Raw genomic sequence first — 19,342 nt, forward strand, 5'->3', positions numbered from 1 at the left:
GGAGCACCGTCTCTTCCCCAAGTGAGCGCAGGAAAATAAGGAGTGTTGGGTCAGTGAACAACCCGGTTCCGGCGGTTGCCGAGACGGACGTCGCCATCATCGGCATGGCCGGGCGCTTCCCCGGCGCCGACGACCTGGACTCCTTCTGGCGCCTGCTGGGCGAGGGCCGTGAGGGCATCACCCGCTTCAGCCGCGAGGAACTGGCGGCGGCGGGGGTGCCCGCCCGGCTGCTGGACGACCCGGAGTACGTCCCCGCCCACGGGATCATCCCGGACGTCGACCTGTTCGACACCGGGTACTTCGAGTTCACCCCGGCCGAGGCCGCGATCACCGACCCGCAGCACCGCATCCTGCTGACGGCCGGCCACGCCGCCCTGGAGCACGCCGGCTACGACCCCGCCGGCTACGACGGGCTGATCAGCGTGTACGCCGGCGCGGCCATCAACACCTACCTCCAGCAGCAGGTCCTGCCCCACGTCGACCAGACCACCACCTCCCACCACTTCGCGGTGATGGTCGGCAACGACAAAGACTTCCTGGCCACCCGGCTGTCGTACAAACTCGACCTCAAAGGCCCCAGCTACGCGGTCCAGACCGCCTGTTCCACCTCCCTCGTCGCCCTCCACCTGGCCTGCCAGGGTCTGATCAACGGCGAGTGCGACATGGCGCTGGCCGGCGGTGTCACCGTGAAACTGCCGCAGGCCAAGGGGTACCTGTACGAGGAGGGCGCGATCCTGTCCCGGGACGGGCACGTGCGCACCTTCGACGCGGACGCCAGCGGCACCGTCCTCGGCAACGGCGTCGGTGTCCTGGTCCTCAAGCTCCTGCGGGACGCCATCGCGGACCGGGACACCATCCACGCCGTCATCAAGGGCACGGCCACCAACAACGACGGCTCCGGCAAGGTGAGCTTCGCCGCGCCCGGCGCCGCCGGCCAGACCGCCGTCATCCGCGAGGCGCACACCGTCTCCGGCGTCGACCCCCGCTCCATCGGATACGTCGAGGCACACGGCACCGCCACCCGCCTCGGCGACCCGGTCGAGGTCTCGGCGCTCACCCGGGCCTTCAGGGAGTCCACCGCCGACACCGAGTTCTGCGCCATCGGCTCGGTGAAGTCCAACATCGGCCACCTGGACGCGGCGGCCGGTGTCGCGGGCGTGATCAAGACGGTGCTGATGATGAAGCACCGGACGCTGGTGCCGACCGTCAACCACACCACCCCCAACCCGGCCATCGACTTCGCGGCCGGCCCCTTCAAGGTGAACACCGACACCGCCCCCTGGACAGGGGAGGGCCCGCTGCGCGCGGGCGTCAGCTCCTTCGGCATCGGCGGCACCAACGCGCACGCCATCCTCCAGGAGGCCCCGCCCGCCCCCGTCACCGGCGACGCACACCGCGCGCAGCAGCTGCTGGTGGTGTCCGCCCGTACCGCGACCGCGCTGGCCACGGCCGCCCAGAACCTGGCCGCCCACCTCGACGGCGACGACCCGGCCGCGCTCGCCGACGTCGCCTACACGCTGGCCGTGGGCCGCCGCGCCCATGAGTACCGGCTCGCCGTCACCGGCTCCGACCGCGCCGCCCTCGCCCGGGCGCTGCGCAAGGCCCCGGTCCCCGAGCGGCCCGGGACCGGCGAGGTCTTCTTCGTCTTCGCCGAGGACGTCCCGGACGCGGCGGGCCTGGCCGGCCGGTGGGCCGCCGCCGAGCCCGCCTTCGCCGGGCACCACGAGGCCGCGCTCGCCGCGGGCGCAGACCGACTCGGCGAGCGGGGGCGGGCGTTCGCCGTGCAGTACGCGCTCGGCAAGCTGTGGCTCGACTGGGGCCTCACCCCGGTCGCGGTGCACGGCGACGGGCTCGCGGCCCGGGCCGCCGCCTGCGTGACCGGGGCGCTGCGGCTTCAGGACGCGCTGACCGGCGACGGCCCGGTACCGCCCGCCGCCCGCGCGCGCATCCCCGTGCGCGGCGCCCACGACGAGGTCCGCGGTGTCGCCCTCGGCGTGACCGACGGCCCCTGGGGCGGCGTGGCCCGCGCCTGGCAGGCCGGCGCCGCCGTCGACTGGGCGGCCTGGTTCGAGGGCGAGGAGCGCGGCCGCGTCCCGCTGCCGACGTACCCCTTCGAGGGCCGCCGCTGCTGGCTGACCGGCCCCGGCACCAGCACACCCGCCGACCGGGTCACCGGCCCCGGCCCGCACCCCATGCTGGACGAGAACGTCTCCACCCTGGACACCCTCGCCTACCGCAGCTCCCGCACCGGCACCGAGTTCTACCTCGCCGACCACCGCGTCGACGCCGAGCCCGTCCTGCCCGCCGCCGGACAGCTGGAAATGGCCCGCGCGGCCGGCGAACTCTCCCTCGGCGGACCGGTCCGGCTGCGCGGAGTCTCCTTCGAGCAGCTGCTCTCCTATGCCACCGGGCCGCGCACCGCGCTGGTCCAGCTGTGGCGCGAGCGCGACACGGTCGGGTTCGAACTCACCGCCGACGAGCAGGTGGTCGCGGCCGGCGAGATCCACCCCGGAGCCGTCGAGCGCCCGGCACCGGCCGACCCGGCCGCCGTCGCCGCCCGCTGCGCCGAGCTGGTCACCCACACCGACTGCTACGACATCCTGCGCGCTCACAGCCTGGACTACGGCCCCCGCATGCGCGCCCTCACCGAGGTCCGGCTCGGCGACGGGGAGGCCCTCGGCACCCTCGAACTGCCCGACGGCGCCTCGCTCGACGGCGTCGCGCTCAACCCCGCCCTCCTGGACGGCGCCCTGCACGCCCTGGTCGTGCTGCTGGCCCGCGCCTACGGCGAGAGGGCCGACGGCTTCCTGCCGCTGGCCCTGGGCGAACTCACCGTGCACGCCCCCGTCACCGGGCCCTGCCACGTCCACGTCACGGCCGGCCGGCTGGGGGAGCGGACCGCGCACGCCGACCTCACCGTCGTGGACACCCACGGCCAGGTCCTGGCCCGCCTGCACGACCTCGCCGTGCGCGTCCTCGGCGAGCCCCGCGAGTCGGCCCTGCTGGTCCGCCGCTGGACCGCCGTGCCCGCCGAGCCCACCGGCGCACCCCTCGGCGACACGGCCGTCGTCGTCACCGCCGACCCGGCGCGCGGCGCACAGCTCGCCGCTCACCTCACCGCCCTGGGCATCGGCACGGTCACCCGCGACCTCGACCCGGCCACCGCGCCCGACGTCGTCCTCGTCGACGAACCGACCTTCGAACAGGCGCTGCACGTCGTCCGCACGCTCCTCGCCGCCCGCCCCACCGCACCCGTGCGCGTCCTGCTGCTGCACCGCCATGACACCGACGGCCCACGCCCCGAACGCGCCGCACTCGCCGCCTTCGCCCGGACCGTCCGCGCGGAGAATCCCCTCCTCGAAGTGCAGGCCGTCGGCCTCGCCGAGAATGTGGCCGAGGCCGACGCGCTCGCCGGCGAACTGGCCGGCCACGGCCGCGACCCGGAGGTCGCCCACACCGCACAGGGCCGCCGGATGCCGCAGGCCGAGCCGGCACCGGCCGCCGGCCCGGCAGCAGTCCGCGACGGCGGCGTGTACGTCGTGACGGGCGGCGCCGGCGGACTGGGCCGCGCCGTCGCGGGATGGCTGCTCTCCCGGGCCGACGCCCGCGTGGTCCTGCTGGGCCGCAGCGAACGGCCCGCCGACCTGGACGAGCGCCTGGTCTACCGCAGCGTCGACGTGTCCGACCCGGACGCCCTGACCGCCCGACTCGCCTCCATACGCGAGGAGTTCGGGCCGCTCACCGGTGTCGTCCACGCCGCCGGTGTGCTGCGCGACGGCTTCGCCCTGACCAAGTCCGCCGAGGACTTCGCCGCCGTCCTCGCCCCCAAGGCCGCCGGACTGTGCGCCCTGGACGCGGCCACCGCCGACGACCCGCTGGACTTCTTCGTCGCCTTCTCCTCCATCGCCGCCCACATCGGCAACCCCGGCCAGACCGACTACGCGTACGCCAACGCCTACCTGGAGGCCTACGCCGAACGGCACGGCCGGATCACCGCGATCGCCTGGCCGATGTGGGCCGACGGCGGTATGCGCCAGAGCACCGAGGCCGCCGCGGACATCGCCGCCCGCACCGGCTTCGGCGTACTGCCCACACAGGCCGGCCTCGCCCTGTTCGAGCAGGCCCTCGGCACCCCCGGCGCGCTCGTCGCCGCCTACGGAGACCTCCGCACCATCACCACCGCGCTCACCGCGCCCGTCGCCCGGGCGGCCCGGACCGCCACGGCCACCGCGCCCGCCGAGGGCGGCAGCCCGCGCGACGAGGCCCTGCGGCTGCTGCGCGAGCTGATCGCCGCCGAGACCGGCCTGGATCCGGCCGAACCGGCCGAGGACGCCCCGTTCGACCGGCTCGGCATCGACTCGCTGATGATCGCCAGGCTCAACCGCGAGCTGGACCGGCACTTCGACGCCCTGTCCAAGACCCTGTTCTTCGAATACGCCACCCTGGGCGAACTCGCCGGCTACTTCGCCGAGCACCACGCGGCCGAGCTGACCGGCGGCACACCGGCGGTCGCACCGGTCACGCCCACGGCCGAAGGCACCGCCCCGCGCCCGCCGCGCGCCCCGCGCCGTACCGCACGAGCCGGCGTCGCCGAACCCGCCGAGGACGACACCGACGCCATCGCCGTCATCGGCCTGGCCGGCCGCTACCCGGCCGCCGACGACCTCGACGAGCTCTGGACCACCCTGGCCGAGGGCCGCGACGCCATCACCGAGATCCCCGCGGAGCGCTGGGACAGCCGCCGCTGGTACGACCCGGACCCGGCGGCGCCCGGCCTCGCCCACACCCGGTGGGGCGGATTCCTGCGCGACGTCGACCGCTTCGACCCGCTCTTCTTCGGCATCTCCCCGCGCCAGGCCGAACTGATGGACCCCCAGGAGCGCCTGTTCCTGCAGAACGCCTGGCACGTCCTGGAGGACGCCGGCTACCGCCGCTCCGACCTGGCCGGCCGGCCCGTCGGCGTGTACGTAGGCGTGATGTACGGCGAGTACCAGTTCCACGGCGCCCTGGACGCCCTGCGCGGCGGGCGGCCGCTCACCGGCTCGTCCTTCGCCACCATCGCCAACCGGGTCAGCCACGCCCTGGACCTGTCCGGTCCAAGCATGGCGCTGGACACTATGTGCTCCTCCTCGCTCACCGCGATCCACCTGGCCTGCGAGAGCCTGCGCCGGGGCGAGAGCGAACTGGCCATCGCCGGGGGCGTCAACGTCTCCGTCCACCCGTACAAGTTCGCCTTCCTCAGCCAGGGCCGCTTCCTGTCCTCCGACGGCCGCTGCCGGGCCTTCGGCGCGGGCGGCGACGGCTATGTGCCCGGAGAGGGCGTCGGCGCCGTCCTGCTCAAGCCCCACCGCAAGGCGCTGGCCGACGGGGACCGCATCCACGGCCTGATCCTGGGCAGCGCCGTCAACCACGGCGCCCGGACCAACGGATACAGCGTGCCCAACCCGCGCGCCCAGCAGCGCGCGATCACCAACGCGCTGGATCGGGCCGGCGTCACCCCGCAGGACATCGGCTACGTCGAGGCGCACGGCACCGGCACCGCCCTGGGCGACCCGATCGAGCTGACCGGCCTCACCCACGCCTACCGGTCCGCCGAGGCCGCGCCCGGCACCTGGCCGATCGGCTCGGTCAAGTCCAACATCGGGCACCTGGAGTCCGCGGCCGGCATCGCCGGACTCACCAAGGTGCTGCTGCAGTTCCGGCACCGCACCCTGGTGCCCTCGCTGCACTCGGCCGAGCTGAACCCCAACATCGACTTCGAGCGTTCCCCGTTCCGCGTCCAGCGCGAGCTGTCCGCCTGGCCCGACGGGGACCGGCCGCGCCGGGCCGGCCTCAGCTCCTTCGGCGCGGGCGGCGCCAACGCGCACCTCGTCCTGGAGGAGTCCCCGAACCCCGACCCGGTCACCGACGTACCGGCGGGCGAGCAGCACAGCACCGGTGAACCCGTGCTGTTCCTGCTCTCCGCCCGCGACGAGGAACGGCTGCGCGCCTACGCCGAGTCGGCCGCCTGCTTCGTCCGGACCGAGCGCGTGCCGCTCGCCGACCTGTGCTTCACCACCCAGGTGGGCCGCGAGCCCCTCGACGCCCGGCTCGCGGTGGCGGTCACCGACGGCGGCGAACTCGTCGCCGCCCTGAGCCGGTTCGCCGACGGCGGCCCGGCCCCCGACCTCGCCGACGCGGGCCCGCTGGCCGAGTCGGCCCGCCGCTGGCTGGGCGGCGCCGACGTGGACTGGGCGACCTGGCACGCCGGCCGGCCGGGGCCTGCCCCGCGCCGGGTGCGCGCCCCGCGGTACCCGTTCGCCGCGGAGCGCTACTGGATCCCGCTCGACCCCGACCTGGGCACGGCCGCTCCGCATCCGCTGGTCGACGCCAACGAGTCCACCGTCACCGAGGTCCGCTTCCGCAAGACGCTGCGCGCGCACGACCCGCTGCTGCGCGACCACGTGATCGAGGGCCGGCCGCTGCTCGCGGGCGCGGCGACGCTGGAGTTCGTCCGCGCCGCCGCCGCGCTCGCCGAGCCCGGCACCCGGCACGCCCTGCGCGAGGTGGTGTGGGGCCGGGCCGTCGAACTCGCCGACGGCGAACTGGAGTTGTACGTCTCCTTCGGCCCGGACCGCACCGGGCTGGCCTTCGAGGTGTACAGCGGGACCGGTGCCGGCCGCACCACCCACGCCCGCGGCAGTGCCGTCCCGGCCCCTGCCGTCCCTGAGGCCGCCGAGGACCTCGCCGCGCTGCGCGCCCGTCTGTCCGTCGTACGCGACGGACCCACCGCGTACACCGAGTACGCGGCCGCCGGGTTCGCGTACGGCCCCTCCTTCCACGTCATCGACGAGATCCGGGTCGGCCCCGGCGAGGCGCTGGTCCGGCTGGCCCAGGCCGGTACCGCCCCGGGCACCCAGCTGCCCCCGGCGCTCCTCGACGGCGCCCTGCGGGCCTGCCACTGGACCGGTCGGACCACAGCGCCGCGCCCCGGTGAACTCGCCGTCCCCTTCAGCCTCGGCGCCCTGGACTCCTTCGCCCCCCTGCCCGAGGTCTGCCACGCGCACGCCCGGCTGGCCGGCGAGTCGGCGGGCGTGCGCCGCTTCGACCTGACCGTGTACGACGACCAGGGCCGCGTGCTCGCCTCCGTACGGGACTTCGCGGGCCGTCTGCCCGGCATCCAGGCGGCCCTTGCGGGCCCTGCAGCCGGCGCCCAGGCGGCGCTTGCCGGCCGTACGCCCGTCGCGCAGGCCGAGCCTGAGCCCGTCCCCGGCGAACCCCGCCTCTACGAGCCGTACTGGCGCCCCGCCGCCGACCCGGAACCGGCGGACGCCGCCGGGACCCTCGTCCTGCTCGGCCGCCACCCGGAACTGGAGTCCGCGCTGGCCGCGACCGGCATGTGGCGGCGCGTCGTCGCCGTCGGCGAGGACACCGGCCGATTCGCCTCCCTCGCCGACGGGGACGGGCTCGACCTCGCCGTCGTCCTCGGTGACGCGGACGACGGCTCGCCCGCCGACCTGCTCGACCGCGTCTGTGCCCCCGTCCTGGACGTGCTCGACGCGGCCCGCACCGGCGTGCTGCCCGGCCGGGTGCGGTGCCTGGTGCTGCACACGCAGAACGCCGGCGAGGACCGGCCCGAGTGGGCCGCCCTGGCCGGGTTCGCCCGCTCCACGGGGCCGGTCGCGCCGCGCCTGGAACTGCTCACCCTCGGCGTTGATATTGCGGCCCCGGCCGCCGAGGTCGCCCAGGCCGTGGCGGTGGAACTGCGCGCGGCACCCCGCGCCGCAGGCCTGGAGGTCCGCCGTACGGCCTCCGGCGAGCGGCAGGTACGGGCCCTGCGTCCGCTCACCGGCCCGGCCACCCCGGCCGACGCGCCCCTGCGGGACGGGGGCGTGTACGTCGTGACCGGCGGCGCCGGTGCCATCGGCCGTGTCCTCGCCGAGCATCTGGCCCGCACCCACGCGGCCAAGCTGGTGCTGATCGGCCGCTCCGAGCCCGACGAGCGGACCCGCGCCTGGCACCGCACGCTGACCAGCCTCGGTGCCGAGGTGCTCGCGCTGCGCGCCGACGTGGCCCGGGCCGGCGAACTCGGCGCGGCGCTGACCGCCGCCCGGGACCGGTTCGGCGCCCTGCACGGCGTGTTCCACCTGGCGGGCGTCGCCGACGAGGGCCGCGCCGAAGGCGACCGGGAGCGCTTCGCCCGGCTGCTCGGCGCCAAGACACACGGCTTGGTCCACCTGGACCGGCTGACCCGCGAGGACCCTCTCGACCTCTTCGTGGTCTTCTCCTCCGTCTCCTCCCTCATCGGTGACTTCGGAGCGGCCGGCTACGCCACCGCCAACCGCTTCGCCGACCTCTACACGGTGCTCCGCGACCGCCGGGTGCGCCGGGGCGAGGGGCACGGCCGCAGTCTGTCCCTGGCCTGGCCGCTCTGGGCGGTCGGCGGGGTCGACGGGCTGGTCCGCGAGGAGGAACTGGCCGCGTACACCCGCCGCAGCGGGATGCGGGCGCTGACCGCGGAAGCGGGCCTCGACCTCCTCGCCCGCTCCTTCGCACCCGGCGCCTCGTGGCTCGTGCCCGCCTGGGGCGACCCGGCGGCCGTCGACGCCGCCCTGACGGGTACTCCCGCCCCGTCCCGGCCCGTCGCGTCGGCGCCCGTCGCCGCCGCCCGCGCCGGCCGGCTCCGGGACCGGTTGGTGGAGCACCTGCGCGAGGTCCTCGCGGGCGTGCTCAAGCTGCCCGCCGGGCGCCTCGACAGCCGCGTCCCGCTGGACGACTACGGCCTGGACTCGGTGCTGGTCATGGAGTCCAACTCGCTGCTGGGCAAGGACTTCCCGGGTCTGCGCGGCACCGTGTTCTTCGAGTTCCGGACGGTCGACGAGCTGGCCGGCCACATCCTCGCCGAGCAGGCCGACGCCGTCACCCGCCTGTTCCCCGAGGAGACCGAGCCGTCGCGGCAGGAGACACGGCTGTCGCGGCAGGACGCCGCTCCCGCGCCTGCGTCCGCGCCCGCCCCGGGCCCGCACACCCCACCCGCCCGCCGGGACGCCGACGAGCCGATCGCCATCATCGGCATCAGCGGCCGCTACCCCCAGGCGGACACCCTGGAGGAGTTCTGGCGCAACCTCGCCGAGGGCCGCGACTGCGTCACCGAGGTCCCCGCGGACCGTTGGGACGCCGACGCCCTGTTCGACGCGGACCCGGCCGCACCGGGCCGCAGCTACAGCCGCTGGGGCGGCTTCCTGTCGGACGTGGACTCCTTCGACTCGCTGTTCTTCCAGATCGCGCCCAAGCAGGCCCGCACGATGGACCCGCAGGAGCGGCTCTTCCTGCAGACGGCCTGGTCGGCGCTGGAGAACGCCGGCTACCCGCCGTCCCGGATCCCGGCACCCCGCCACGGCGGCCAGGGGCACGACGTCGGCGTGTTCGTCGGCGTCATGTGGGACGACTACGCGATCCTCGCCGCCGCCGAGTCGGCCCGCGGCAACCACCAGGTCGTGCTGGCCAACCGCTCCGCCATCGCCAACCAGGTCTCCTACTTCGGCGACTTCCGCGGCCCGAGCGTGGTGATCGACACCGCCTGCTCCGCGTCCCTCGTCGCCGTGCACCAGGCCTGCGAGAGCATCCGCCGCGGCGAGTGCTCGTACGCCATCGCCGGCGGCGTCAACGTCGCCGTGCACCCCGACAAGTACGTGCACCTCAGCCGCAAGACCATGCTGTCCGCCGACGGCCGCTGCCGGGCCTTCGGCGCAGGCGGCACCGGGTACGTGCCCGGCGAGGGCGTCGGCGCGGTGGTGCTCAAGCGGCTGTCGGACGCGGTCCGCGACGGCGACACCGTGCACGCCGTGATCCGTGCCAGCGCCGTCAACCACGGAGGCCGGACCAGCGGCTACACCGTGCCCAACCCGCAGGCCCAGCAGGCGCTGGTGGAACAGGCGCTGGCCGCCGCGGGCATCGACGCCCGCACCATCGGCTGTGTCGAAGCGCACGGCACCGGCACCGCCCTGGGCGACCCGATCGAGCACACCGCGCTGGCCCAGGCCTTCGCCCGGCACACCGGCGACACGGGATTCTGCGCGCTCGGCTCGGTGAAGTCCGCGATCGGCCACCTGGAGGGCGCCGCCGGGATCGCCGGGCTCACCAAGGCCGTCCTGCAGCTGCGCCACGGCACACTGCTGCCCACGCTGCACGCCGAGGAACTCAACCCGGTCATCGACTTCGAGAGCTCGCCGTTCACCGTGCAGCGGGAGACGGCGCCGTGGCCGCGCGCGTACGACGGTGACGGCCGTCCGCTGCCGCGCCGCGCCGCGGTCAGCTCGTTCGGGGCGGGCGGTACCAACGCGCACGTCGTCGTGGAGGAGTACATGACCCCCGAGCCGGCCCCGGCCGGGCCCGAGCAGGCGGAGCTGATCGTCCTGTCCGCCCGCGACGAGGACCGGCTGCGCGCCCGCGCGGCCGACCTGGGCCGCACCCTTGCCGAGCCGGGTGCCCCGAGGCTGGCCGACGTCGCTCACACCCTGCGCGTGGGCCGCGAACCCCTCGCCGCGCGGCTGGCGTTCGTCGCCGCAGACCTCGCGGACGCGGCCGGCAAGCTCGCCGCCGTCGGCCGGGACGAGGGCGGCCAGTGGCTGCACCGGGGCCGGGTGGAGCAGCACCCGCCGCTGGCCGGCCTGCTGACCGACGGCATCGGCGGCGAGGACTTCCTCGCCACCCAGCTCGCGGCCGGCGCCGACGACCTCCTCGGCCGGCTGTGGGTCTCGGGCGTCACCGTCGACTGGGACCTGCTGCACCGCTCGCGCCCCGCCGAGCGCCGCCGGGTGCCGCTGCCGACGTACCCCTTCGAGCGGGTACGGCACTGGCTCGACACCACGCCCGCTCCCGCCCCTGCGCAGGGCCCGCGCCGGTGGGAGCGCCGGCTCGCCGCCGACGAGCCGGTGCTGCGCGATCACGTGGTCGACGGGCGGCCCATCCTGCCCGGTGCCGGCCACCTGGACCTGGTCGCCGAGGCGAGCGGGGGACTGACCGGGCGGGCCTGCGTGGACGTCCGCTGGGTCGTTCCGCTGGCCCTGAGCGGGGCCGAGGAGACGGTGGCGGTGGCCTTCGACGGCGACCGGTACGAGATCCGCGGCGCCGACGACGCCGTACGCTCCTGCGGCCGCCTCGCCGCCGCCCCGGCCGCGCCCGCCCCCCTCGACGTCACCGCGCTGCGCGCCCGCCTGGACGAAGGCCCGGGCGAAGGCTCCTTCTACCGGGCGCTGGCCGGGCAGGGACTGCCGTACGGGCCGTTCTTCCGCCGCGTCCGGCAGGTGTGGACCGGTCGGGACGAGGTGCTCGGCCGGATCGGCGAGCCCGCCGACGACGACCCGGCGCGCGCCCTGCACCCGGGCGTCCTGGACGCCGCCCTGCACACCGTCGCCGCCCTGCTGGTCCGCCGACGGGGCGAACACGCCCGGCCGATGCTGCCGTTCGCGGCCGACCGCGTCGAGGTGTTCGGCGCCGTCCCCACGACCGGCTGGTCGTACGTCCGGGAGACCGGAACCGACCGCTGCGAGGTGCTGCTCTGCGACGACACCGGCGCGGTACGGGTCCGGTTCGAGGGCCTGACCTACCGCGAGGCCAAGTCGTCCGCGGTGGTCGTGCACCGGCCGGTGTGGACCGCCCGGCCCGCCGAGGAGCGCGCCGCGGCCGTCCGCAGCGTGCTCCTGGTCGGGGAGCGGCTGGACGCCGAGCCCGCCGCCGGCATCGCCCGCGCCCACCACGGCGCCGACGTACGACGGCTCCCGGCCGGCCCCGGCGGCCTCGCGGACGCCGAACTCGACCGTGCCCTGGCCGGATCCGGCGCACCGGACCTGGTCTACTTCCTCGCCACGGCCCCCGGGCGTGAGCCCGCCGGCCGCGCCGAGCTCCGCGCCCTGACCGACCGGGGCCCGGTCGCCCTGTACCGCCTGGTGCGGGCGCTGGCCCGGCACGGCCTGCTGGAGCGCGAGACACGCCTGAAGGTCGTCACCACGGACGTCCACCCGCTGGAGGCGGGCGACGACTCCTCCCCGTGGGCCGCCGGGACCGCCGGCCTGGCCGCCGTCGTGGCCAAGGAGTTGCCCGCGCTGCGCGTGGCGCTCGTCGACGTACGCGCGGCGGAGGCCGCCCAGGCGGCCGACGCGATCGTGGCCGAGCCGTTCTTGGCCCGGCCGGTGCCGGTGTCGCTGCGCGCGGGCGTCCGCCGGGTGCGCACCCTGGAGCGGGTCGAACTGCCCGCCGCCGCATCCCGGTTCCGCCCGGGCGGCGTCTACCTGGTCGTCGGCGGGCTCGGGGCCGTCGGCCGGGACACCTGCCGGCACCTGGCCCGCGCCTACGGAGCGAAGCTGGTCGTGGTCGGCCGCTCCCCGCTCGACGAGACCCGGCGGCAGACCGTCGCGGAGATGGAGAAGGCCGGCGCCGAGGTCCGCTACCTCGCCCTCGACGCCACCGACCCGGACGCGCTGAAGGAGGCCGTCGATCTCGCCGTACAGGAGTTCGGCGCCCTGCACGGGGTGATCAACGCCGCGATGGTGCTGGTCAACCAGGTGCTGAGGGAGCTGCCGGAGGACGGGCTGCGGACCGCCCTGGAGTCCAAGACCGACTCCACCTGGAGCCTGCTGCACGCGGTGCGCGAGGTGCCGCTGGACTTCGCGCTCTTCTACTCGTCCGGCGTGGCCTTCGAGGGCAACCACGGCCAGGCCGGCTACGCCGCCGGCTGCACCTTCGCCGACGCCTGTGCCCTGCATGCGGCCCGCACCCTGCCCTTCCCGGTGCGGGTCCTCAACCTCGGCTACTGGCACGCGGGCGGCGATCCGGAGCGGGAGCGGGTGCTGCGCCGCTTCGGCGCCGCCGGCATCCGGCCGCTGAGCGCCGAGCAGGGCATGACCGTTGTCGAGCGGACCCTCGCGGCCGGGCTGCCCCAGGTGTTCGCCCTGGACGCCGATCGGCCCATCCTGGACAACCTCGGCATCGACCCCGACCGCACCCTGAGCGTGCTGCCGGGCGGTGCGCCGGACCCGTTGCCCGAGGTCCGCTTCCCGGGCGCGCCCGGCGCCGACAGTGAACTGGCCGCGCACCACCGTGCGGTCGCCGAGGCGGAGGAGCTGGCGCTGCGCCTGCTGGCGTCGGTGCTCGACCGGGCGGCCCTGTTCGGCGCGGGCGAGGCCTCCCGGGAGGAACTCGCCGCCCGCCTGGGCGTGGTGCCCGAGCACGCCGCGCTGTTCCAGGCGCAGCTGGACATGCTGGCCGAGGCGGACTGGCTGACCGTCACGGACGGCGGCCGCCTGCGCCCGACGGGCCGCAGGACCGCGCCCGAGGAGGAACTCATCGTTGAATTCAGTCAGTTGACGGAACGGCATCCGTCCATCGCGCCGGTCGTCACGCTCCTCGGCGACTGCCTGACTGCGCTGCCCGACGTGCTCACCGGCCGCCGCCCCGCCATGGAGGTCCTCTTCCCCGACGGCTCCGCCGAGCGTGTGGCCGCCGTCTACCGGGGCGACCCGGTCACCGACCGCTGCAACGGGGAGGTGGCGCGGCTCGTGGCCGAGCAGGTCGAGGCCCGCCGGGCCGCCGACCCCACTGCACCGGTGCGGATCCTGGAGATCGGCGCCGGCACGGGCGGCACCACGGCGGCCGTGCTCGCCGCCCTCGCCCTCTACGGCGACGGCATCGAGTACGTCTTCACCGACGTCTCCCCGGCCTTCGTCCGCAAGGCCAGGAACCGCTTCGGCGCGCAGTACCCCTTCACCCGCTTCGAGGTGCTGGACATCGAGGCCGACCCGGCCGGGCAGGGCCTGACCCCTGGCGCCCACGACGTGGTGCTGGCCACCAACGTCCTGCACGCCACCCGGCGGCTGTCCGACACGCTGACCGGGGCCAAGCGGCTGTTGCGGCGGGGCGGTGCCCTGCTGCTGGTGGAGGGCACCCGGGCGCGGCACCAGCTGGCGCTCATCTTCGGCCTGACAGCCGGCTGGTGGCTGTTCTCGGACCCCGAGCAGCGCATGCCCCGCTCCCCGCTGGCGAGCGAGCGCCAGTGGCGGGACGCGCTGGCCGCGTGCGGCTTCACGGACATCAGCGCGGCTGCCCCGACGACGGAGGCCGGACCAGCCTTCCAGAGCGTCATCGCCGCCGTCAGCGACGGCGTGGTGCCCGGCGACGGGCAGGCTCCGGCGGCCGAGCGCGAGCCGAAGCGGACCCCGGCTCCGGCCCCTGCGCCGGCTTCCGCCGTGGCCCCGGTCGCCCCCGTCTCCCCGGCCTCCCAGGACGACACCCTGCGCCAGGTGACGGACGTCTTCGCCCGCGTCCTGGAGATGACCCCCGACCAGCTCGACCCCGACCTCACCTTCGAGAACTACGGCGTGGACTCGTTGGTCGTCCTGGAGGTGACCCGCGCCCTGGAAGCGGTCTACGGACCCCAGCCGGCGACCCTGCTGTTCGAGCGGATCACCATCCGGCAGCTGGCCGGGCACTTCGGCGCCCGGGCGCACAGCCCCGAAACCCCCGATGCCCCCGTCACCACCCCCCAGCCCACCACCCCCGCAGCGCCCGAACCCGCCCCGGCCGGCGACGCCGAGCGCCTGGTCGCGGGCCTGTCCGACGCAGCCGTCGACGAGCTGCTGGCCGAACTGCTCTCCCAGCGCGGGGACTCCGAAGGAGGCGGACGATGACTGCCGAGCCGTTCAGCTGTGTCGTGATCGGCGAGGAGACCCTCCTCGTCGAGTGCACCAGGCTGCTCGTGGCCCGCGGACACACGGTGGCCGCCGTGGTGTCCCCCTCCGCCGAACTGCTCGACTGGGCCGAGGGGGAGGGGCTGCCCGCCGTACCGTTCGGCGCGGACCTCGCCGAGCGGCTGGCCCCGCTGCGCTTCGACTACCTGTTCAGCATCGCCAACCTCCGGATGCTCCCGGAGGAGGTGCTCGCCCTGCCCACCCGGCTGCCCGTCAACTTCCACGACGGTCCGCTGCCCAGGCACGCGGGTCTGTTCGCCACCAGCTGGGCCATCCTCGACGGCGACAAGCAGCACGGCGTCACCTGGCACGTGATGCGCCTGGAGGCCGACACCGGCGACGTGCTCAAGCAGCGCACGGTGCCCGTCGACCCGGCGGCCACGGTGTACGACCTCGACGTCGCCTGCTTCGAGGCGGGCGTCGAGTCCTTCGCCGAACTCGTCGACGAACTGGCCGCCGGCACGGCCACCCGCACGCCGCAGGACCTGGGCCTGCGTACCTACCACGGCCGGTACGACGGCCTGCCCCGGGGCGGTGTGTTCGACTGGCGCCAGCCCGCCGCCGAACTGGACGCACTGGTGCGGGCCACCGCGTTCGGGCGCCGCCGCAACGACGTCGGCACGGTGCTGCTCGCCCGCGGCGACGACCTGCTGGCCGTCCGTGCCGTGGAGGTCACCGACCGGCCCTCCACCGCCGAGCCCGGCACCGTCGTCGACGCCGGCCCCGACGCCCTCACCGTGGCCACCGGCGACCGGGACGTCCGCCTCACCGACCTCGCCGCCCTGTCCGGGGAACGGCTCGACCCCCTCGCCCTGGCCCGGGAACTCGGCGGCCGCTTCCCGCACCTGCCCGACGCGGCCGTCGCCGAACTCGCGGAGGCCGCCCGCGCCGCCCACCGCCAGGAGCGCCGCTGGCTGCGCGCCCTGCGGTCGCTGCGACCGGTGCTCCCGCCGAGGTTCGGCCCGCTGAACCCGGTGGCCCGCCCGGCGGGCCCGGTCCCGCTGCCCGAGGCCCTGCGCGAGCGGAGAACGGAGCCCGAGCGGCCGGCCCTCGCCGCCGCCCTGGCCTTCCTCGCCCGGCTCACCCGGGGCGACGAGCGGCACGTCGCCGTGTCCGTCCCGTGGGCGGCCTCCCCGGCCGCCTCCCGCATCCTGGCGCCCGACGTGCCCCTGCACCCCCCGGAAGGGCTGCTCGATCTGACCCTGTCCGGCCTCACCGAGCTGATCGGCACCGCACTCGACGGACTCCGGGACCGCACGCCGTACCGGCGTGACGTGTCCCTGCGCCATTCGGACCTGACCGGCGCCGCCCGCACCGGGCTGCCCGTCGCCGTCGTACTGCCCGGCGGCGCGGCCGAACCGGGTGACCGGCCGCTGACCGTCCTCATCGACGCCGACGGAGCCGTCGGCTTCCACGCGGGCGCCGGACTGACCGCGGACCACGAGCGCTGGCTCGCCGGGCACTTCGCCGTCTTCCTCGACGCCCTCGCCGCCGACCCCCACCGCCCGCTCGGCGCCGCCGACCTGCTCGCACCCGAGGAGCGGGAGCTGCTGTACGGCCGGTGGAACGACACCGACGAGGAGTATCCGCGCGAGGAGACCGTGACCCGGCTGGTCACCGACATCGCCTGCGCCGCACCGGACGCCACCGCCGTCCGCTTCCAGGACCGCGCCCTCAGCTACGGCGAACTCGACGAGGCCGCCGACCGGCTGGCCCGGCACCTCGCCGGCCTCGGCGCGGGCCCCGGCACAGTCGTCGGCGTCTACCTGGAGCGCTCGCCCGAACTGCTGGTCAGCCTGCTCGCCGTCCTGCGCACCGGCGCCGCCTATGTGCCGATCGACCCGATCTACCCGCCCGCCCGGATCGGCCACATGCTCCAGGACTGCGGCGCCCGACTGGTCGTGACCGACGAGACGCTGGGCGGCACCCTGGAGGAGTTCCCGGTCACCCCGGTACCGGTTTCCACCGCGCTCACCGCCGGGCCACCGGCGGCCCCCCTCGACCGCTCCGACCCGGGCACTCCCGCCTACGTGATCTACACCTCCGGCTCCACCGGCCTGCCCAAGGGCGTCCAGGTCGGCCACCGGGCGCTGGTCAACTTCCTGTGGACGATGGCCCGCAGGCCCGGCTTCGGCTCCCGGGACTCGCTGCTCGCGCTGACCACCGTGTGCTTCGACATCGCGGGCCTGGAGCTGTACCTGCCGCTGGTGCGGGGCGGCACCGTGGAGGTCCTCTCCGCCGCCGAGGCCGCCGACGGTGTCGCCCTGCGCGAGCGCGTGGAACGCTCCGCACCCACCGTCCTGCAGGCCACCCCGACCACCTGGCAGATGCTGCTCGCCGCCGGCTGGAGCGGCGATCCGGCGCTGCGGGCGCTGTGTGGCGGCGAACCGCTGCCCCCCGAATTGGCCAGGCAACTCACGCCCCGCGTCGGCGCGTTGTACAACATGTACGGCCCGACCGAGACCACCATCTGGTCCACCGTGGACCGGGTGCTGCCCGGCGGGGCGGCCACCATCGGTCGGCCCGTCGGCAACACCCGCTGTCACGTCCTCGACGAGCGCGGCGTCCCGGTCCCGCCCGGCATCCCCGGCGAGCTGTACCTGTCCGGCGACGGTGTCGCCGACGGCTACCTCGGCCGGCCCGAGCTGACCGCCGAACGCTTCGTCACCGCCCCCGGCGGCGGCACCGGCCGCGCCTACCGCACCGGCGACCTGGTACGCCACCTGCCCGACGGCCGCCTGGAGTACCTGGAGCGGATCGACGGCCAGATCAAGCTCAACGGCTACCGGATCGAACTCGGCGAGGTGGAGTCCGCCCTGCGCCGGCTGCCCGGCGTCACCGCCGCCGTCGCCGTCGTCCGCGAGGACCGGCCAGGCGAACGCCGCCTGGCCGGCTACCTGGTCGGCACGGCCGGCCCGCTGGACACCGCCGGGCTGCGCGCCGCTCTGGGCGAGCGCCTGCCCGCCTACATGGTCCCCTCCGCCCTCGTCGTCCTGCCCCGACTGCCGCTCACCCCGAACGGCAAGGTCGACCGCAAGGCCCTGCCCAAGCCGGACGTCGTCCGCGTCGCCGGCGGCGCGGCAGCCGTCCGCACCGACCTGGAGCGGCGCATCGCCGAGGTCTGGTGCGAGGCGCTCGGCCTGGAGTGGGTCGGTGCCGAGGACAACTTCTTCGACGTCGGCGGCGATTCGCTGCGCCTGACGTCCGTGGTGGCGACCCTGCGCGAGCGGCTCGGCCTCCAGGTCACCCGCCTCGACATGTTCGGCCATCCGACCGTACAAGCCATGGCCGCCCATGTCGCCGACGCCGGCCGCCCCGCCGGGCCCGCCGTGTCCCGGCCCCGGCGCTCCCGGGACACGGCGGCGCTCGCCCGCCGCCGCGACCGCAGGGGGCGGCGCTCATGACCGGCCGACACGACTTCGCCACACCCACCGCACAGCCCGATCCGTCCGTCTCGCCAGGGGGTTCCGTGTCCAGCTGCCAGGTCTGCTCGCTCAAGGCCAGCCATCCGGGAGTGGTGCTCGACGACCAAGGGGTGTGCAGCCTGTGCAACCTGGACTTCGCCGAGGACCTGCTCGTCAACTACCGCTACACCAGCGAGGTGTTCACCGAGTTCCAGCAGGCGCCGCCCGGCACCGGCGAGTACGACTGCCTGTTCATGTACAGCGGCGGCAAGGACAGCACGTACATGCTGGACAAGTTCGTCAACGAGTACGGCAAGCGGGTGCTGGCCTTCACCTTCGACGTGCCCTTCGAGAGCGTGCACGCCGCCCAGAACATCGCGCTGGCCCGGGAGAAGATCCCGGCGACGTTCGTCCTCGACGCCGACGACGACAACATCAAGCTGATGATGCGCGAGGTGTTCAACCGTCCCGCGCCGAAGAAGCCCGGCAAGTACCTCGACGAGAAGCTGCCCTGCGTCTCCTGCCGCACTTTCTTCGTGCTGCGCGCGATCCTCATGGCCTACCGGCAGAAGATCCCCTACATCGCGCTGTGCGCCGACCCGCAGCAGATCCTCACCATGGAGTCCAACGTCCGGGAGATCGTGCGCGGCTTCTACAAGACGTTCGGCGAGCGGCTCGCCGACACGCTCTTCGGCGGGCAGCTGGAGGAGCTCCTCTTCGACGACGACGAGAACCTGCCGAAGATCGTCTTTCCGTTCATCGCCATGCGCCATGAGTACGATCCCGACCGCATCGTCGAGGAACTGCGCGCCAAGGGCCTGTACCAGTCCTCGCCGCTGGAGACCCACTGCACGCTCTTCCCGCTGCTGAACTACTACTCGTTCACGAACTTCGACTGCATGTTCTACAAGCTCAACGCGGCCAGCCACGTGCGGTCCGTCAAGCGCAACGCCTCCTACGACCGCAACACCTTCAGCATCAAGTTCCCGCGCTCGCTCGACCTCGCCGACGTGGAGGACCGGCTCGGCAAGGTCGTCAAGGAGATCGCGGCGGGGGAGGGCGACCGCGACGAGCACGAGCGCAGCCTCGTCGACCTCTTCCAGCGCATGGACGCCTCCGAGGACGCCGCCCGCTTCGTCGCCCGCAGCTTCCTCGACATGCGATCCGTCGCCGCCGACCTCGGCATACGGCTGAGCTGACACCCGAGCAGGAGAA

At 75.1% G+C, this 19,342-nt stretch carries 3 protein-coding genes; all 3 read left to right on the forward strand.

Features of this window, described 5'->3' with window-relative positions; translation table 11 throughout:
• The first annotated feature begins 53 nt into the window (after nucleotides 1-53).
• The 3 genes from ACGFU7_RS36950 to ACGFU7_RS36960 are packed head-to-tail and all read left to right on the forward strand — an operon-like array spanning nucleotide 54 to nucleotide 19,326.
• Nucleotides 54-14,663: an SDR family NAD(P)-dependent oxidoreductase gene (locus tag ACGFU7_RS36950; protein ID WP_393701944.1), complete on the forward strand. Its 14,610-nt coding sequence runs from the start codon at nucleotides 54-56 to the stop codon at nucleotides 14,661-14,663.
• Entirely contained in the window at nucleotides 14,660-18,127 is a 3,468-nt protein-coding gene (locus tag ACGFU7_RS36955; protein WP_393701945.1) for an amino acid adenylation domain-containing protein, read from the forward strand. Before ACGFU7_RS36950 ends, ACGFU7_RS36955 begins: the two co-directional genes overlap by 4 nt.
• A complete protein-coding gene (locus ACGFU7_RS36960; RefSeq protein ID WP_393701946.1) occupies nucleotides 18,124-19,326 on the forward strand; it encodes an OzmP in 1,203 nt (400 codons plus the stop codon). Before ACGFU7_RS36955 ends, ACGFU7_RS36960 begins: the two co-directional genes overlap by 4 nt.
• Nucleotides 19,327-19,342: the final 16 nt, after the last annotated feature.

It is taken from the genome of Streptomyces sp. NPDC048473 (assembly GCF_043200155.1).
Classification (GTDB): Bacteria; Actinomycetota; Actinomycetes; order Streptomycetales; family Streptomycetaceae; genus Streptomyces.